6 protein-coding genes are annotated in these 17,940 nt (G+C 61.7%); 3 read left to right on the top strand and 3 right to left on the bottom strand.

Going from position 1 to position 17,940, the window contains the following annotated elements; translation table 11 throughout:
- Positions 1 to 78 precede the first annotated feature (78 nt).
- From HALLA_RS16800 to HALLA_RS16780, 3 genes are all read left to right on the top strand, one after another.
- Entirely contained in the window at positions 79 to 2,700 is a 2,622-nt protein-coding gene (locus tag HALLA_RS16800; protein WP_049954665.1) for a heavy metal translocating P-type ATPase, read from the top strand.
- A gap of 188 nt (positions 2,701 to 2,888) precedes the next feature.
- Positions 2,889 to 3,041, top strand: a complete 153-nt coding sequence (locus HALLA_RS20765; protein ID WP_157231426.1) for a hypothetical protein — start codon at positions 2,889 to 2,891, stop codon at positions 3,039 to 3,041.
- 1,502 nt (positions 3,042 to 4,543) lie between these two features.
- Positions 4,544 to 5,434, top strand: coding sequence for a ParA family protein (locus HALLA_RS16780; RefSeq protein WP_049954661.1), 891 nt, complete (start codon positions 4,544 to 4,546; stop codon positions 5,432 to 5,434).
- Between the two features lie 606 nt (positions 5,435 to 6,040).
- On the opposite strand, the gene HALLA_RS16770 is transcribed toward HALLA_RS16780, so the two are convergent.
- From HALLA_RS16770 to HALLA_RS16755, 3 genes are all read right to left on the bottom strand, one after another.
- Entirely contained in the window at positions 6,041 to 6,820 is a 780-nt protein-coding gene (locus tag HALLA_RS16770; protein WP_049954659.1) for a hypothetical protein, read from the bottom strand.
- Between the two features lie 97 nt (positions 6,821 to 6,917).
- Positions 6,918 to 11,990: a right-handed parallel beta-helix repeat-containing protein gene (locus HALLA_RS16765; RefSeq protein ID WP_049954658.1), complete on the bottom strand. Its 5,073-nt coding sequence runs from the start codon at positions 11,988 to 11,990 to the stop codon at positions 6,918 to 6,920.
- A 604-nt stretch (positions 11,991 to 12,594) separates the two neighbouring features.
- The gene (locus HALLA_RS16755; RefSeq protein ID WP_157231425.1) at positions 12,595 to 17,784 is read right to left on the bottom strand and encodes a right-handed parallel beta-helix repeat-containing protein; all 5,190 of its coding nucleotides are present in this window, start codon (positions 17,782 to 17,784) and stop codon (positions 12,595 to 12,597) included.
- Between the last annotated feature and the right edge of the window lie 156 nt (positions 17,785 to 17,940).

Below are 17,940 nucleotides of genomic sequence, written 5' to 3'. Positions count from 1 at the left end.
ATTCGAAACTTTTGGGTCGCAATAGCTGAACCTCTGAAAGGGAAACTCCACTAAATGCGGGGCCCGTATGGATAGGTAATGAGTCAGCGAAAAAGCCAAATCAATGTTCAGGGGATGAGTTGTGCGAACTGTTCGCAAACCATCTCCGATGCCGTCAGCTCGCTCGACGGCGTCTCGGAGGCGAAGATCAACTTCGCCACCGACGAGGGATCGGTAGCGTACGACCCCGAGGAGGTCTCACTCGGTGAGATATTCGACACGATCGAGGAAGCAGGCTACTCGCCAGTGACGGACTCGATCACGATCCCGATCACCGATATGTCGTGTGCGAACTGCTCGGAGACGATACAGGACACACTCGAAGAGACGCCGGGCGTCGTCGCCGCCGACGCCAACTTCGCGACCGACGAAGCACAGGTCACGTACAACCCCGCCGAAGCGAATCTGGGGGACTTCTACGACGCCATCGAAGACGCTGGCTACTCGCCTGTCCGAGAGGACGCCGAGACTGACGATGGCTCAGGCGGCGATGCCCGAGAAGCCGCCCGGCAAGAAGAGGTCCGTCGGCAACTCCGGCTGACGCTGTTCGGTGCCGTACTGTCCCTTCCCCTGCTGGTGTTCATGGCTGAGCACCTGCTGGAACTCGGGCTCATCGGAGACGAACTCTTCGGCCTTTCGTCTGGATGGATCATGTTCGCACTAGCGACGCCCGTCCAGTTGGTGCTCGGCAAGCCGTTCTACGAGAACTCCTACAAGGCGCTCGTCAAGAACGGCCGCGCCAACATGGACGTGCTGATCGCGCTGGGCTCGACGACCGCGTACGTCTACTCCGTGGCAGTCTTGCTCGGCACCATCGCTGGCGGGCTGTACTTCGACACGGCGGCGTTTATCCTGGTGTTCATCACGCTCGGCAACTACCTCGAGGCCCGCTCGAAGGGCCAGGCCGGCGAGGCGCTCCGGAAACTCCTCGAGATGGAGGCAGACACCGCTACCGTCATTGACGAGGGTGGAAACGAGGAAGAGATCCCGCTCGAGGATGTCGAGGTCGGCGACCGGATGAAGGTCCGGCCCGGCGAGCAGATCCCCACCGACGGCGTCGTCGTCGACGGCCAGTCGGCAGTCGACGAGTCGATGGTGACCGGCGAGTCCGTCCCCGTCGAGAAGGGCGAGGGCGACGAGGTGGTCGGGTCGACTATCAACGAGAACGGTGTGCTCGTCATCGAGGCGACGAAGGTCGGCTCGGATACGGCGCTCCAGCAGATCGTGCAAACGGTGAAGGAAGCACAGTCCCGCCAGCCCGATATCCAGAACCTCGCGGACCGCATCTCCGCGTACTTCGTCCCTGCAGTCATCGTGAACGCCCTGATCTGGGGCGTCGTCTGGTCTCTGTTCCCCACGACTCTCGCGGGCTTCGTCGACGCGCTCCCGCTGTGGGGCCTCGTCGCAGGTGGCCCCGTCGCCGCTGGCGGCGTCTCGGTCTTCGAGTTCGCGATCATCGTCTTCGCCTCATCGGTGCTGATCGCCTGTCCCTGTGCGCTGGGCCTCGCGACGCCCGCCGCGACGATGGTCGGGACGACCCTCGGTGCACAGAACGGCGTCCTGTTCAAGGGCGGCGACGTCCTCGAACGCGCGAAGGACGTCGATACGGTCGTCTTCGACAAGACCGGGACGCTCACGCAAGGCGAGATGGAGTTGACCGATGTCGTCGTCTTCGGTGACGACGGCCAGCCCGTCGCAGATGGTGGTGAGCGAACCGACGGGGGGACTCCCAGCGCTGATGGGGGCCAACTGACTGCTGCTGAGCGGCTCAGCGAGGACGACGTGCTTCGGCTCGCGGCAATCGCTGAAAGTGGGAGCGAACACCCGCTCGCCCGCGCCATCGTCGACGGAGCGGAAGATCGCGGTATCGACGTGAGTGACCCCGACGGCTTCGAGAACGTCCCCGGTCACGGCGTCAAAGCGACTGTTAACGGCAACGAGGTGCTGGTCGGCAACCGGAAGCTCCTGCGTGACAATGGGATCGACCCCGCGCCCGCGCAGGGGACGATGGAGCGCCTCGAGAGCGAGGGCAAGACGGCGATGCTAGTTGGCTACGAAGGAGAACTCGTGGGCGTGGTCGCCGACGCCGACACGGTCAAGGAGAGTGCGAAGGACGCGGTCAGCCAACTCCAGGAGCGGGGTGTCGACGTAATGATGATCACCGGCGACAACGAGCGGACGGCCCGCGCCGTCGCTGAGCAGGTCGAGATCGACCCCGAGAACGTCCGCGCGGAGGTCCTTCCCGAAGACAAGTCCGACGCCGTGGAATCCATTCAGGAAAGCGGTCGAAAGGCGATGATGGTCGGTGACGGCGTCAACGACGCGCCAGCGCTCGCGGTTGCGTACGTCGGCACGGCCATTGGGTCGGGCACGGACGTCGCCATCGAGGCCGCCGACGTCACCCTGATGCGTGACGATCCGGTGGACGTCGTGAAGGCGATCCGCATCTCGGACGCGACGCTCCAGAAGATCAAGCAGAACCTCGTGTGGGCGCTGGGGTACAACACTGCGATGATCCCGCTGGCTTCGCTCGGCCTGCTCCAGCCCGTGCTCGCCGCCGTCGCGATGGCGTTCTCGAGCGTATCGGTGCTGTCGAACAGCCTGCTGTTCCGGCGGTACACGCCGGACCACGACTACAAGCTACTCGGCCGCCTTCGCTAAACGTCTTCCCTCCGGCGGTATCCACTATTTCCCGCTGAACGGGACATACGTATTTTGTCGAGACGGTGACCGCTGAGCTGACCGACCACGGTCACTCGACGAGTCGGAGTTGCTCTGCCAAGACCGCCGTGGGAGACAAAATCGCGCTCGACCAAAATCAAACGCGTCGAGCGAAAACACACAGTATCATGCGCGAATTCGTCTTTACTATCGAGTACGAGAAGGGGGTTGCCGAGGTGGTGGACCTCTTCATCGAGCATCCGGACTTGCACGCCCGCTCGATGGAGGGTCACGCGACCGACGAGTCGGTAGGCGATCGGCAAGGTCGTCGGACTATCTGACGTCCTCGAGGGGTTCGATAAGCGTGTAACAAGTGATCCGAACGCGACCGAGTGTGTGGTGCACCGGTCACCGACGGACGAGATTCTCCCGTCAAACCCGGAATCACGGAAGATCTACTCCCTCCGAAGAGAGGGTGACGGTCCACGGTTGATCCCGCTTGTGGCAGCGAAGTATGCTGGCGAGGTACAGTTCGATCAAGACGAACCCATCACGGTGGTGTCGAGGACATCAACGCAGTCCGCGATGCGACCGATGCCACGGTCGGTGTCGTTTGACCAAATATCATATAGCATTATAGAATATATGATTCTGTATATAGAGGAGACCCAGTTCCTCGAGCCCACTCAGTGAATCCGAATCGGAGTACTCGACGACGGACGGCATGACGGATTATGGTGACATCCTCCCCGCCGTAAACTGCGGGATTCTCTCCTCGAAGAAAGATAGACCGGTACCGATGAAATCAATTTCGCGATCGAGGAGACGAATCCTCGAGACCCGTGACGTAGTCAGTTACGAGACCATCACCCACCGGCATAGTGTCGATTCTACAAATACCCTATCGGTCGAGATGGTGAAGAAAGCGATTATGCGGCGAGTGCTTGGTGGGAAGATGTCTTTGGGAATCACGAACAAGTAGCTACCTCAGATGAGGTAGCTGACTCAGCTATTGAATAATAGTTTCCTATTTTAGAGTGTATCGTGGAATCGTAATGTCTTGCCAAAGCCCATTGGTAGACAGAGACAGGGTGGCAACCGCGTTTGCCGGGATCGTTCCTGAGTTCAAGTGATGCGTGATCGGAGCTCTATCACGAACTCTTCAAACAACGTAGACAAAGCCAGCTGACAAGGAGCCTCCGGAATGACAGCAGTGTGATAAATACGTCGTCACAATCTTCGACTCAAAAGGGGCAATCTGTAGTGCTTCTATTGACGCCTTTGATCCTTTTGGCGAGGGGTTCCACCTTTTATCGTGTGTCCAAGAAAGGGCTACAGTTCCAGCTTCGCAGGTACTCTCTCGCCTTCACCGGGTAACTAGCTGCTAAAGGGAAAATAGGTGCAATAGGTGAGGGAGGTGCCTTAGATAAGGTGCCTGAGGTACCTAAGGTATCGCCAGTGGGATTCCAACTGTTAACTCACGCATCTTTCCTTCAATAGGGAAACAAGGGACCTCTACCAACATGACCTAAGCAGGTGCGGTAGCTCCGATAGGTACAACAGGGGAAATAGACAGAGTAGCTGGAATAGGTGGCTGAGTAAAGACCCATCGAATAGATTCAATAGTCAGAATAGATGCAATAGGTAGGTCAGGGACTTTAGGTGAGATGGGTGGTGCACCTATTCTATCTATCCTACCTATTGCATCTCAAGTAGCTATCTTCGGTAATTTTAAGCCAGTCACCTCCTATGACACTCTTGTTCACCAATGAAAGCCCTCAGAAGAATAATATCCGGAATAGGTACCTATTGTTCAAGCAAAAGTGCGGCAGCAAAATAACCTATGGAAACGAGTATAGAAACTCCGCAAGCCGTAAGCGTAGTTATCCTAAAGGGAGGAGTTGGAAAATCAACGACGTCAATGAACCTCGCCCGTCAGTTGGCAGAACACGGCCAAACATTATTTGCAGACCTCGATCCGAACGGGCATGCAACGAACGGGCTAGGGTTCGAAGACGCATACCAGAACACGACGAATCTTGGTGATGTAATCCTTGAGGGGGATGCGACACCTGGCGATATTATACAAACAACCGATCACGGCTTCGATCTACTCCCCTCATCGAACACTCTCGAGGATGTCGAGAAGGATTTGGCCGGGGCAATGCAGGGATCGGCCAGAGTCAAATCGAAAATCGTCGATCCGCTCCTTGGTGAGGAGTATGACTTCGTGGTATTTGACTGTCCGGCGTATCCGGGCATGCTCAACAATAATGCGCTCGTCGCAACGGGGAACGTCATTATCCCGATCGAACCCGGCTCGAGCGCGATCGGTGGGTACAAACGGACAATGGAACGACTCATCGAGCCAGCACGTGAATATATCGACGTGGACGTACTCGCGGTGGTCCCGAACAAGCTCTCAGATCGAATCGACCAGCAGACAGAAGATCGTGAATTGCTCGAGAATTTGAATACGGCAAGCTACGAGGTCAACGACGGCCAATCACTCCAAGAAGTGGTGCCGACATTTGCCCGTATTACGGCTGAGGAATTCGATCGAATCGATGCGGGTGAAATGCAGGCCCCAAAACCCGGAATTCGACACCGATCAGCGCTATCGCGGTCACTACAAGAAAACCAGCCACTGCAGGAGTATGATCCAGATAGCGACCAGATTCAGTACTACCAAGAACTCGCTGAGATCGTCGCGAATGGAGGGGTCAATCGATGAGCAATAACCCGTTTGACGATCTCGACAGTGACGACGATGGTATCGATACCAAGAGCGAAACAGAATCGGAATCCGCACCAGAATCGAGTTCACCAACACAAACATCGACTCAATCGACGGAACCCCAAACGCCATCCGCAGAACCGAAATCGCCATCAGACGCAGGGCCAGGGTTTGAATACAGTGAGGTTCGGCAAAAACCACTGTACGCGCGGGACAAAACGTGGGATGAACTCGAGGATAAACTCGGGATACAGGTCACGCCAGAGCTTCGCCGGATGGAGATCCGAGACGAGGAAACTCGTGAAGTCCATGATGCTATACTCAAAGTTGCACTCGATCACATCGACGAGGTTCCAGACCAAATCCACAAGACACGTGAAGAGTCCCTCGAGTGAGGGACAGAGCACTCGTTGATATCCTTATCGCGTCTAAAGTGGAGGAATCCTCGCGATATGAGTCTCGGCTCATGCCGAACCACTACGCGGCGACTTTCTCCTCCCTGTGAATGCCCAACGAGGAGCATAGAAACCCGCAAGCCGCCTCCGTGAATCAATAACCAATACCCCCAGCTTGAGAAACCTCGCCGTTGCAGCCAAGTGGATATCAGCGAGAAGTCACTCGGTAATTACGCAGCGCGAACGCACTGAATACCGCAATCCCTGCAGCTCCAAATCCAAACCCGGGGATTGGGTTACCATCACTATTATCACCGCCTTCACTGCCTCCATCATCACCGTCCCCATCAGCGCTGTCTTCACCGCCACCATCATCACCATCTTCACTATTCGCATCATCACCGTCATCGCCGTTACCACCATCGACCTCCCCATCATCGTTATCTTCACTACTCCCATTATCACCGTCACCGCCGTCCCCATCGTCACTGTCTTCACCGCCACTATCATCGCCATCATCACTATTCCCATCATCACTATTCCCATCATCACCATCATCGAATTCGACCGCAGCGCTGAGATCGATCCGCTTGACGGTTTCCGGTTCCCATGTGATGTTGTCGTAGTCGTCGATCGCCGTCCTGTCGAAGTCCTCACTCTCGACGTAGAACGTGACATTCTCGCCGGCGTCGCCGTCAGTTCCGTCGACCTCGAGTTTCGGGTCCTCGGCGTCGGGTCCGCCGTAGGTGGCGTTTTCACCGACTGTACTCGAGCCCCGTACCTCGCCGTCAACTTCGGCTTCGACGACGACGCCCGCGTCGGCCGGTTCGCCGTTGATCTCGAGATCGCCGTAGTATGCGGCCGGCAGCGGCGGCGGCCCGTCATCCTGTGCGGCTACCGGCCCGACGGCAGCGATGGTCGAGAGCGCCAAGGCGCAAACGAGCAGTGCTACGAGTGCGGGTCGGCCGGATTCTGTCGGCCCCGTCATTCGGATCGCCCCGTCCGAATCCGCGCGCTGGTTGCCGAAAGACGGTGATGACCAATCGTCGATTCCTTGGTAGTGTTTCGTAGTTGTGTCATTTCGATCACTCCAACACGGCTGTGGCCGTCTCGACGACCTCGCCGTCTTCGTCCGACGCTTCGATCTCGACTTGCTCTCCGTACTCACCGATGTACTGGGGCTGGTCCCCGGTATTTTGGGTGGGAGCGAAGTCACCGCTACCGTCCGTGTAGTGGTTCGTCTGATCACCTTGATCCATCCCGTGAAGGTGAAGACGGCCGCTTCCCTCGTTGATCTGCAAGTTGATGGACTCGCCGTCAACGGGATCGCCGTGAACGCCGATAACCTCGAGGGAAATCTCAATGACCGTCGCGTCGGGCACCGGGGACTCGAGTGCCAGGTTCAGTTCGTCAACCTCATTGATGACCTCGAGAGTCCCGGTCACGCCGTGTTCGTTTCCGGTCTGTCGCTCGGTGAAAGCGACCCCGACATCGTCTTGGATGGTATCGGAGGTGACGACGAACTCGACCGCGCCGGTCGCGTCCGTCTCTTCCGTCGCGGTGTCACCGTCGCCGTTGACATCGACGCTCTCCCCGGCGGAGGCGTCGGCTTCGACCTCGATCCCGGCGACCGAAATTCCCAGAGCGTTTGCGCTGGTTACCGTGTACGTGATCGCGTCCGAGCCGTCGTCGATGACGGTCTCGTCGGCAGGATCGGCCTCGTAATCCACCTGCGTCGCGAGCGGTTCGAGCGCGAGGTCGAGGGTGACGGTCTCCCCGATTCCGACCTCGACGTCGTCGGTTTCGGTCGCGAACTCGTCCGCAGCGTCGCCGGTCGCCTCGGCTGTCACCGCGTATCCATCGTCGACGTCGACGTCGGCGTCGATCGAGTACTCCGCGCTATCGCTTTGGTCGTCTATCGTGACGGCGTCGGTGAACGTCTCGTCGCCGTTTGTCGCGATCACGTCGACGCTCACCGATTCGCTCGGCTCGCCGCCCAGCGACACGGTTCCCTCGATGGAACCGCCCTCCGCGTAATCGAGGTCGAAATCGGCGGTCGTCGTCTGGTCGCGATCGACCCGAACGGTGCGCTCGTCGGTCGCGTAACCATCGGCCTCCACGACGAGTCCGTGCGTTCCGATCGGGATGTCCTCCGCGAGGAACGTCCCTTCGTCGTCCACGGCGACCGTCTCGTTACCGTCGCCAACCGCGTCGGGGTCGTACAGATGGATCGTGACGTCCGCGTCCGTGATGGGGGCGGCACTTCCGACTGTCGACCGCGTGGTCATCTCGCCGGAGGCGATCACAGTCCCGGTTACATCGCCGGTGACCGGCTCGCCGTCGGGAATCGGCCCGTCGAGCCACGGTTCGTACTCGACGGATCCATCACCGTCAACTTCGATTGCGTCCCCGGTACCATCGCCGATCCCACTCGGGCCGCTTGCGTCGCCCCACCAGTTCTCGGTCGCCTCGAGCGTCCCGGAGCTGTAGAGTTTGATCCCCGCTCCGTTGTCGGCGATCGTATTCTGGCGAACCGTGATCTCGGCCGCAGCTCCTTGGACGTTGATCGCGCTACTTTGAGCGTTACGAATCTCGTTGTTCTCGATCGAGACGCTTTCTATCGCTGCGTGGACGTAGATACCGTCGGATTCAAAGATATCCTCCTCGACGATTTCGTTCCCGGTGATCTCGACCGGGGCAATGAATTCTCCGCCACTGGCGGAGTACACTCTGATCGCGTTCTGGTGGTACTCGCCGAAGACGTTGTCGACGATCTCGAGGCCGTCGATCACCGTATCATCGCCGCTAACCGACGCGAGTACGCCGTTGTTCTCCACAGCCTCGATCTCGTTTCTTTCGATCGTGACGCCGTCGAGATTGCCGTCGTTCGCGGCCACAAAGACCCCGCCGTCGATGGCGTTGTCGGCCACGGTTACGTCGGTCGCCGGATCGACGATTTCGACGGCAGAATCGAGATCGGTCGATTCGATCGTTAGGCCCTCGACGGTGGTTCCGGTTCCGGAGACGGTTACCGGCGTGGAGTCGTTCGTGATCGTCGCGGTTCCGTCGGCTGGACCGGTCACTGTCAGGCCGTCAACGTCAAGGTCGACCGTTTCGTCGTACGTCCCAGATTCGACGTCGACCGTGTTCGTGCCCTCCGACTCGGCGAACTCGAGTGCGGTCTGAACCGGGTTGGAGAGCTCGAGGTCGGCGCGTTCGCCTACCCCTTCGCCGGCGATCCTGATTTCGTGTTCGACGGATCGTTCCTCGTGAGCGGTCGTGCTTCCGGGCAGCGATTCGGTGAACTCGACGGTCTCCGTCTCGCCCGCGACGACAGTCACCGTCTCGCTCGCGATCTGTGCTTCGTCCTTGCCGTCGACAAGCACGTACTCCACCTCGAATTCCGCGCCGTCATTGATCGCCATCGTCGAAATACCGGCGCTTTCGACCGCGTTCGTCACGTCGACGCTCGTGGTGACGGTGTCGCCGCGGTTGGCCGCGGTCGCGTCCGTTTCGAAGTTCGATAGTTCGACGCCGGCGTCCTCGAGGCCGCCGGGGCCCTCTCCCGGCGGGGCGTCGAGCCACGGCTCGTAGTCAACGCCGCTGTCGACGGAGTCGCCGGTGCCGTCGGCTTCGCCGCTCGGTCCACTCGAATCACCCCACCAGTTCTCGGCGGCATCCAGCGTCCCGTCGTTCCAAATGCCAGCGCCGTCGCCGTTGCCGTTGATCGTGCTGTTTCGAACGGTGAGCGAGCCGTCGCCGTCGGTCCCGACTCCCCACCCTTCGTTCTCGGCAAACGTGCTGTTTGACGCGGTGACGGAGGTGCCGTCGCCAACGTTGATCAACCCGTTGTAGTTATCGCTGGCTGTCGCGTCGACGATCTCGACGTTCTGGGACGAATCGACCAGCAAACCCTCATACTCGTTTCCGCTCGCGTTTACATCCCTGAGAGTCACCCCACTCGAAGACGCCACCTCGATTCCGATGGTGTGGTTCGTGGCCGACAGTCCGTCAAGGGTGACGTCGTTCGCGCTGTCGATCTCGAATTTTTCTTCGAACGTCGCATTTTCGCCGGAGACAGTGACGCCGTCGGTCTGGATCGACATCTCCCCGTCGTACGTCCCCTCCCGAACTTCGATCGTCGCGCCCTCGCTTGCGATGTCGGCGGCGTCCTGGGGCGACGTTTCCGGCGCGACGACGTACACCTCGTCCGAGATCCGTTGGACCGCACTGGCTTCGGCGAGCGGCTGCCCGCTGCTCGCATCGGTGAGCGCCACCGCACCCGCGATGGCACTTGTTTCGTCGTACGCGAAGCCGGTTATCGAGACCGGCACTCCGCTGACCGGTTCGGTTCGAATCGCGTACGTCAATCCGTCGGGCCGATCGATATCGACCGGATCCGTCGTATCCTCGGTCATCTCCGCGTACGGGACGATAGCCCCCAGCTCGAGATCGCCCGTCAACGTAAGGTTCTCCGGTCGCGTCTGGGAACCGCTTTCGTTCCCGACGGCGAGCCCGAGATTGCTGTCTTCGATCGTGACGTTCCCGGCTGTGCTGTCAGCGAGATTAATGAGTCCGACGGCCTGGTCCGCCCCCTCGACGGCCACTCCGTCGAGGTCGACGCCCGTGGCGTCGTAGAGAACGAGCCCCGTTCCGTCGTCGGTCGTCACGTCGATACCGCGCAGATCGGCGGTTCGAACGCCGCTGACGGAGATACCGCGGTCGGCCTCGATCGCTACGTCCGTGATCGAGAGGTTTGTTCCCCCTTCGACCTCGATACCGGCCGAATTCACTCCAGGATCAGCAGTACCGGTCTCCCCCATGATGTCGAGGCCGGACAACGCCAGGTCGTCGGAGCTACCGGCGGAGACCGTTCCGTCGTGCACCGAAAGGTCCCTGATCGTCACCCCGTTGGCCGCGATATCGATGTCGCCGACGACAGTCGTCTCGCCGGTCTTCGCAGCGGTCGACACGAGCGAGACTCCAGAGGTTCCCTCGATGGTGACATTGTCGGCGGTGATCTCGAGATCGTCCTCGTACGTTCCCGATTCGAGGGAGATCGTCGCGCCGTCGCCAGCGTCTTCCGCAGCCGCGGCCGCCGAGACGTACGATTTCTCGCCGTCCCGATTCACGACGGCACCCTCGAGTTCGATGTCCTCCTCGTATGTCGTGGCGAAACGGGCGTCGAGTTCCCGCGTCGCCGTCTGGTGACCGTCGGCTTCCACGGTCACCGTGTACTCGCCGGGTGCGAGCGTTTCCTCGTACTCGCCATCGGTAACGTCGATCTCCTCGCCGTCGAGTCGAACGGTGAGATCCCCGTCGGTGAGCGCCCCGTCTTCGGCTCCCGACGTGATGTCCCCGCGGACCGTCACTTCGTCGAAAGTCGGGAGATCCAATTGGGCGTCGGCGTCGTCCCGATCCGTGATACCGCTCGCGACGGTCGGAACGGTGCCGTTGTCCTGTGCGAACACGAAATAGCCGCTAAAGGGATCCGTCGTCGGCGGGTGGCCGCTGTCGAGGTAGTACTCGCCGAACTCGGGTGTCTGCTCGACGGCGACGGTTCGCGGGCCGTCGTAGCGCTCGAGCACGAGCGAGGTATTGGCGGTTCCCGAACCGAAAACGGTGTCGGCGTCGGTGTGTTGTGGCGAGGAGACGAAGTTCCACCCCGCTTCGACGGCTCGCTGGCCGGGCGTAACCGTGTCACCGGTTTCCGTCTCGAGGGTGACCTCGAGCGGAATCGCCTCCGAATCTCCCTGGCCGGTCGTGAGGACGACCAGCGAATCCATCGGATCGACAGAGACGTCCGAGAAGTCGTTGACGCCCTCCTCCTCGAGGACGTTATTCCAGCCCTCGTCCGCCGCTGAGTACCGGTAGACGGCGGAAACGCCGTCGGTGCCCTCGACGAAGAGGTCGTCGACGGTGCCATCGACGGGCCCGGGGAACCCGATGGCGGCGGCGCTACCATCGTTGTCGATCTCGAGTTCGTACGTCGGTGCGTCGTCAGCCGGTTCTGCCGCGCCACCGGTCATGTCCGCCCCGGAAACGATCGTGTCCGCTGCGACGCCAGCAGAAAGCAACCCGAGACTCGCTATGAGTAGAACGGCGACGATACCGATCACCAGCGATACCGTTTCAGCACGATGGCTTTCCGCTGTCATCGTGTATCAACCGTCTGTGTCGTTTCAACCGCACGTCTCGCAACTGACGCCCATGGTGATCGCATGGCGCCGTCCGAACGTCCCTCTGTTTCCCTCTCCGATTCTCGAATCATGTCTGTGAAATGCACCCCCACATACTCTGAAAGAGTCACTCTCGGGACTTGAAGCAGATACCAGTGTATGGTGGTGGCCGTCGGTTCGAGGCCCGACACAATCACCCACTTCGCGGCGGGGACGGTCGGCTTCGACCCGAAACTCGAAGGATTGAGATACTCCATCGACGACGTGACGACCGCTCGGATCACCTCTTCGAACTGGATCGGTTATCGCTGCCGACCTCAGCTCGGAGGAGACGGTAACTGCGTTGTCAGTCGGGTACTCGGCGGACGGCGTCACCGCTCGGTCGCCGATGGTCGTAGAGCCCGACAGATGAGCGGGTGACGGCCGGCTCCACGGATACCCAAGCCCAGTGTCTCGAGGTTGGTCGGAAGAGCTGAATCGTCCATAACCGAGCGAATCGAAGCGTCGCAATGTCCGCGAAGCCCGTGGCTTCGTTTGCTGAGGAGACGCCGCTGGCGTCTCGAACCACGTTCCCCCGAGGGATTCACCTGTCTGGGTCGAGTTCGAAGTGCACGTCGTCGTAGACACCGGTGGTGGGTTCCGTTATCCTGACTTCCGTGATATCCTCGAGTGCATGGGATCGGAACTTGACCGGGCCGGGGGTGGTGGTATACGTGTCCCCGCTGGTCGGGTCTTTCAACTCCTCGAACCCGGAGACGTCGATTTCGACCTCGGTGTAGACGTCGTTGCCGAACTCGTCTACGACCTCGATATCGACCGTAGCAACCGGGTAGGTCGCCGTCGACGTGCTGGTCACCTCGGCGTCTACATTCGCCGCCGCTCCAACCTCGAACTCGACGGTGTCGCCGGCCGAGTGTCCGGTCGCGCTCTCGGTGAACGTGAACTCGATCGGGTCTTCCGTAGCAAAATCGCCCGTGTGGGGCATCTCGGTCGACACCTCGAACGTCGCCCGGCCGTCGGCGTCCGTGGTCGCAGACTGCCCGTCGGCGTAGGTGATTTCCTCGCCGTCGTCGCTCGTGTCGACGGTCGTCCCCTCGATCGGCGTCCCGGCGTCGTTGGTCACCGTCGCCGTGTAGGTGACCGTCTCGCCGACTGTGGCGGTACCGCTCACATCGCGCTCGAGGGCGACGTTCTGGGCCACCGCGTCCGACTTGTCGAACGCGATGTCGACTTTGCCGGCGGTTTCGTCGACATCGACGGTCACGTCTTGGACCGATTCAGTGCCGACGAAGGCCTCAGTCGTTGCCTCGACCGTGTAGCCGTCGTCGACGTTCACGTCCACGTCCTCGATGGAGTATTCGCTCGACTGCTCGCCGTCCGGGACGGTCGCCGTCCCCGTCGCCACCTCGGTCCCGCCGTTGAGGACCGCCATGTCGACCGCGAAGTCGCCGTCGGCGGCGTGTGGAAGCGTAACGGTACCGGTGACGGTGCCGCCCGAGGCGTAGGCGGGTTCGAAGTCGACGACGTTCTCACCGCCGGTCTCGACCGTCTCCGTCTCGAGGGTACTGGCGATCGAATCACCCTCGAGGACGAAGCCGTGCGTACCGACCGGCACGTCTGGAACGGTGAACGTCCCGTCAGTGACGTCGACGGTTCTGTCCCCGTTGTCGGCCGCCTCGGTATCGAAGTGATGGACCGTGACGGTCGCGTCTGTGACGGGCTCGCCGGTGCCCGGCGTGGCGGCCGTGGTCATCATTTTGCCCCCGTCTGCCGTGTCGCCGGAGGCCGTCGCCGTCCCGGTGACTGTTTCGGTATCGCGTTCGAACGTCAGTTGACCGACATCGACGGTCTCGCCGACGTCGACCGCGAAGGCGTCGACCGTGACCTCCTCGCCGTAGTGAACCGAGTCGGTCGAGGCGGTCAGCGCGTAGCCGTCGTCGACGTCGACGTCCACGCCGTCGATGGTGAACGATTTCGTGCCGGCCTCGCCATCGAAATCGACATCCGTCGCGTACTCGGTCCCCTCGAGGGCGACCGTGACGGTCAGGCCCTCGGCAGGGTCGACGTAGTCGAGATCGACCTCGCCCGTGACCGTCCCGCTCTCGGCGTACTCGAGAGCGAAGTCGGTCGCATCCGTCCTCGCGTCCTGCTTGACGGTGACGGCGCGAACCTCGGAGGCGAACCCGTCCGCTTTGACCTCGAGACCGTGGGTGCCGATCGGGAGGTCGGGGATCCCGTAGGTCCCGTCAGACGCGACGGTGATCGGGTCCATCGATTCCTCGTCCGACGCGTCGGGATCGAACGGGTACACAGTCACCGCCGCGTCGGAGACCGGATCCGTCTCGCCGGGTGTCGCGGTAGTCATAATCGTTCCCGCCGCCGAGGCGTCGGTTCCGCTGGTTTCGCCGGACGCGGTGACCGTCCCGGCGATGTCGCCGGTGACCGCCTCGCCGTCCGGGATCGGGCCGTCGAGCCACGGTTCGACGCCGACGTCGCCGCTGGCATCGTTGGCCCCGCTCGTTCCGGGCCCCCCGGCGCTCCCCCACCAGTTCCAGCGGGCGTCGACGGTGACGGTTCCGTCGTTGACGACGCCGACGCCGTTGTCAACGATGTCGCTCTCGGAGACGGTACCGTCGGGAGTGCCGTCGGTGAACCGGACGCCCGCGTCGGTCGCTCCGGACAGTTCGCTGTCGGTGACCTCGACATCGGCGGCGGCGACGCGAACGGCGTCGGTCGCGTCTCCGGAGTCAATGACGCTCGAGCGTAGCGTCGCGCCGTCGCCGGCGAGAACGACCGCGGCATCGCCCGCTCCGCCGTCGAACGTGAATCCGTCGACCGTGATGTCTTCGCCGGCGACCGTCGCCGTCTCCGCGGCGAGGGTTGTCTCCTCGGCGCCGTCGCTCGACTGGAGGGTCAGGCCGTCGACGTCCACGGTCAGCGCTTCCGCGTACGTTCCGGGTTCGACCTCGACCGTGCTCGCCCCCGTCGCGTCAGCGGTTTCGACGGCGGTCTCGATCGAGTTCGCCAGCTCGAGATCGCGGCCGGTCGAAGCCCCTTCGTCCGCGACTCGAACCACGTGCTCGACGGTTCGTCGCTCGTGGGCGGTCGTGCGCTCCGGGATCGACTCCTCGAACGTAACGCGTTCGGTCTGGCCGACGGTGAGGGTGACGCGCTTCGTTGCGATCGTCTCCTCGTAATCGCCGTCGACGAGCACGTATTCGATCCGGTATTCCGACCCGTCTGCGTTCTGGGACGTAACGTCCTCGACCTCGTTGGCCACGTCTGCGTTCTCGGGCGCGACGCTCTCGACCTCGTGAGTTACGTCGGCGCTCGTCGTGATGGAATCGCCGCGGACGGCTTCGGTCGTGTCCGTTTCGAAGTTCTCAACGGCGAGACCCGCGTCTTCGACCCTCACGGGATCCTCGCCCGGTGGGGCGTCGAGCCACGGTTCGTACTCGACGCCGTCCGTGATGGTGTCACCGATGCCAACGGCATCGCCGCTTGGGCCGCTCGGAGTTCCCCACCAGTTTTCGGCGGCGTCGATGGCCCCGTCTCCCTCGTTGATGGCACCGGCGTCGTTCCCGACGATCGTCCCGGTCCGGACGGTGAGCGTTCCGTCTCCGGCGTTGAGGATCCCGTCCCTGTTCCCTTCGAACGTGCTGTCGGAAACGGTCACGTATACGTCACTATCGGCGACGATGAGACCGCGTTCGTTGTCGGAAGCCGTCACCCCGGATATTTCGGTGCCGTCGGAACCCGCAATCCCGAATCCGTTGGCGGCTCCGGAGACTTCAACGTCCGTAATCGTCGTGTCGGTCGAATCGAAGAGGATGAGGCCGTTGAACGCGTCGATTACTCTGAGCCCATCGATGGTCACGTTCCGGGCGTCGCTGACGCTGACAATCCCTTCGAACGTCGCTCCGTCGCCGGTGACGGTCACCCCGTCAGTGGTGATCTCGACATCCTTGTCGTAGGTGCCGTCGCGAACCTCGATCGTCGCGCCCTCCTCGGCGAGATCGTTCGCGGCCTGAAGCGACAGCTCCGGCGAGACGACGAATGCGTCGTCCGAGACTCGCTGAACCGCGGCCGCGTCGACGGAGTCCTCCCCGTCGAGCGCGATCGCGGCGTCGATCGCGGCGGCTTCGTCGAACGTGAAGCCGGTTCCGTCGTCGAAGTAGGTGTCCGACATCGGAACCCGGTAGTTCAGATCGTCCTCAAGCGATATCTCGGGGACCGCCGTCGTGTCGGTGCCGTCCTCGCCCACGACGGCGACCGGGACGGCCACGTCGAACTCGACGCCTCGCCCGAACGAAACGTCCTCGAGGTCGCCGCCTTCCGCCTGGACGGTTACCCCGTAGAGGCCCTCCTCGACGCGAAAGTCAGTCGTCTCGACCGACGAGGCGTTGTCGAAGTGCAGACCCGAGGAGCCAACAGTCGCGTCTATCGCCGAGAGCGAGATATCCTCGCTGTCGACGACGGAGACGCCGTAGTGGTCGCTCCGGACCGAGACGTCCGCGACGGTCACGTTGTCGGCATCGTCGATCTCGAGAACGCCGTTGATCGTGACGGTCGACCCGTCGTCTGCTTCGGTTTCGACGGCGGCGGCATCGGGACCCGCGCGGGACGCCGCGGCGTCCGCTGTGAGCAGTGTCACGCCGTCGGTTTCGATCGTGACGTCTTCGTCGTAGGTGCCGGGACGGAGCACAATGGTGTCGCCTTCGGCCGCGTCCGCCGTCGCGGCGGCAGCAGAGACGTACGTTCGGGTACCGTTGTCGACCCGGCCATCGAGCGCGATGTCTTCGTCGTATTGGGTACCAAAACGGGCGTCGAGTTCCCTCGTCTCGGTTCGGTGGCCGTCGGCCTCGACGGTCAGCGTGTACTCGCCGGGGTCGACGGTGGTCTCGTAGGCACCGTCAGCGACGTCGACTTCCTCGCCGTCGAGTCGGACCGTGACATCCTCGTCGGCCAGGTTCCCGTCTTCGGCGCTCGAGGATATTTCGCCGCCGATCGAGACGTCTTCGATGACGGGGAGGCCTAACTGTGCGTCAGCGTCGTCCCGATCCGCGACGTCGCTAACAGCGGTTGAGAGAGCGCCGTCGTCCTGTGCGAACACGAAGTAGCCGCTAAATGGATCCGTCACTGGCGGTTGGCCGCTGTCGAGGTAGTACTCGCCGAATTCGGGCGTCTGCTCGACGGCGACGGTTCGCGGGCCGTCGTAGCGCTCGAGCACGAGCGACGCGGTGGCGGCGCTGTCCGCACCGAAAGCCGCGTCAGCGTCGGTGTATTGCGGCGCGGAGACGAAGTTCCAGCCCGCGTCGACGTCTCGCTGGTCGGACGTACCCGTCTCGTCGGTCTGGGCCTTGAGGCTAACCTTGAGCGAAATCGTCTCGGAATCGCCCTGGCCGGTGGTGAGGACGACCAATGAGTCCATCGGGTCGACGGAGACGTCGTCGAAGTCGTCGACGCCGTCACCCTCGAGAACGTTGTTCCAGGTGGCGTCGGCCGGCGAGTAGCGGTAGACGGCGGAAACGCCGTCGGTACCCTTGACGAAAAGATCGTCGACGGTACCGTTGACGGGGCCAGGGAAACCGATGGCGGCGGCGCTGCCGTCGTTATCGATCTCGAGTTCGTACGTCGGTGCGACGGTAGTCGTTTCCGCCGCATCACCGGACATTCCCGCTGTGTCGTCGATCGGTTCCGCCACGACACCAGCAGAAAGGAATCCGACACTTACCGCCAGTAGGACGACTGCGATACCGATTGATAACGACATGCTCTCCGCACGGTGGCTTCCTGCTGTCATCGTGAATCGACCGTTTGCGTCATTTCCATCGCACGTCTCGAGACCGATGTCCACGGTGATTGCGTGGCGTCGTCCGAACGTCCCTCCGCTATTCCTTCCAGTTCTCGGATCATATCTGTAAAACCT

The sequence above is a fragment of the Halostagnicola larsenii XH-48 genome (genome assembly GCF_000517625.1).
Taxonomy (GTDB): domain Archaea; phylum Halobacteriota; class Halobacteria; order Halobacteriales; family Natrialbaceae; genus Halostagnicola; species Halostagnicola larsenii.
The sequence above is the reverse complement of the archived record's forward strand: the minus strand, read 5'-3'. Positions and strand labels throughout refer to the sequence as shown.

What these genes read in the sequence shown, in the direction of transcription:
- HALLA_RS16800 (WP_049954665.1), top strand. Translation starts at nt 79, where the DNA reads ATGAGTCAGCGAAAAAGCCAAATCAATGTTCAGGGGATGAGTTGTGCG.
- HALLA_RS20765 (WP_157231426.1), top strand. Translation starts at nt 2,889, where the DNA reads ATGCGCGAATTCGTCTTTACTATCGAGTACGAGAAGGGGGTTGCCGAG.
- HALLA_RS16780 (WP_049954661.1), top strand. Translation starts at nt 4,544, where the DNA reads ATGGAAACGAGTATAGAAACTCCGCAAGCCGTAAGCGTAGTTATCCTA.
- HALLA_RS16770 (WP_049954659.1), bottom strand. Translation starts at nt 6,820, where the DNA reads ATGACGGGGCCGACAGAATCCGGCCGACCCGCACTCGTAGCACTGCTC.
- HALLA_RS16765 (WP_049954658.1), bottom strand. Translation starts at nt 11,990, where the DNA reads ATGACAGCGGAAAGCCATCGTGCTGAAACGGTATCGCTGGTGATCGGT.
- HALLA_RS16755 (WP_157231425.1), bottom strand. Translation starts at nt 17,784, where the DNA reads ATGTCGTTATCAATCGGTATCGCAGTCGTCCTACTGGCGGTAAGTGTC.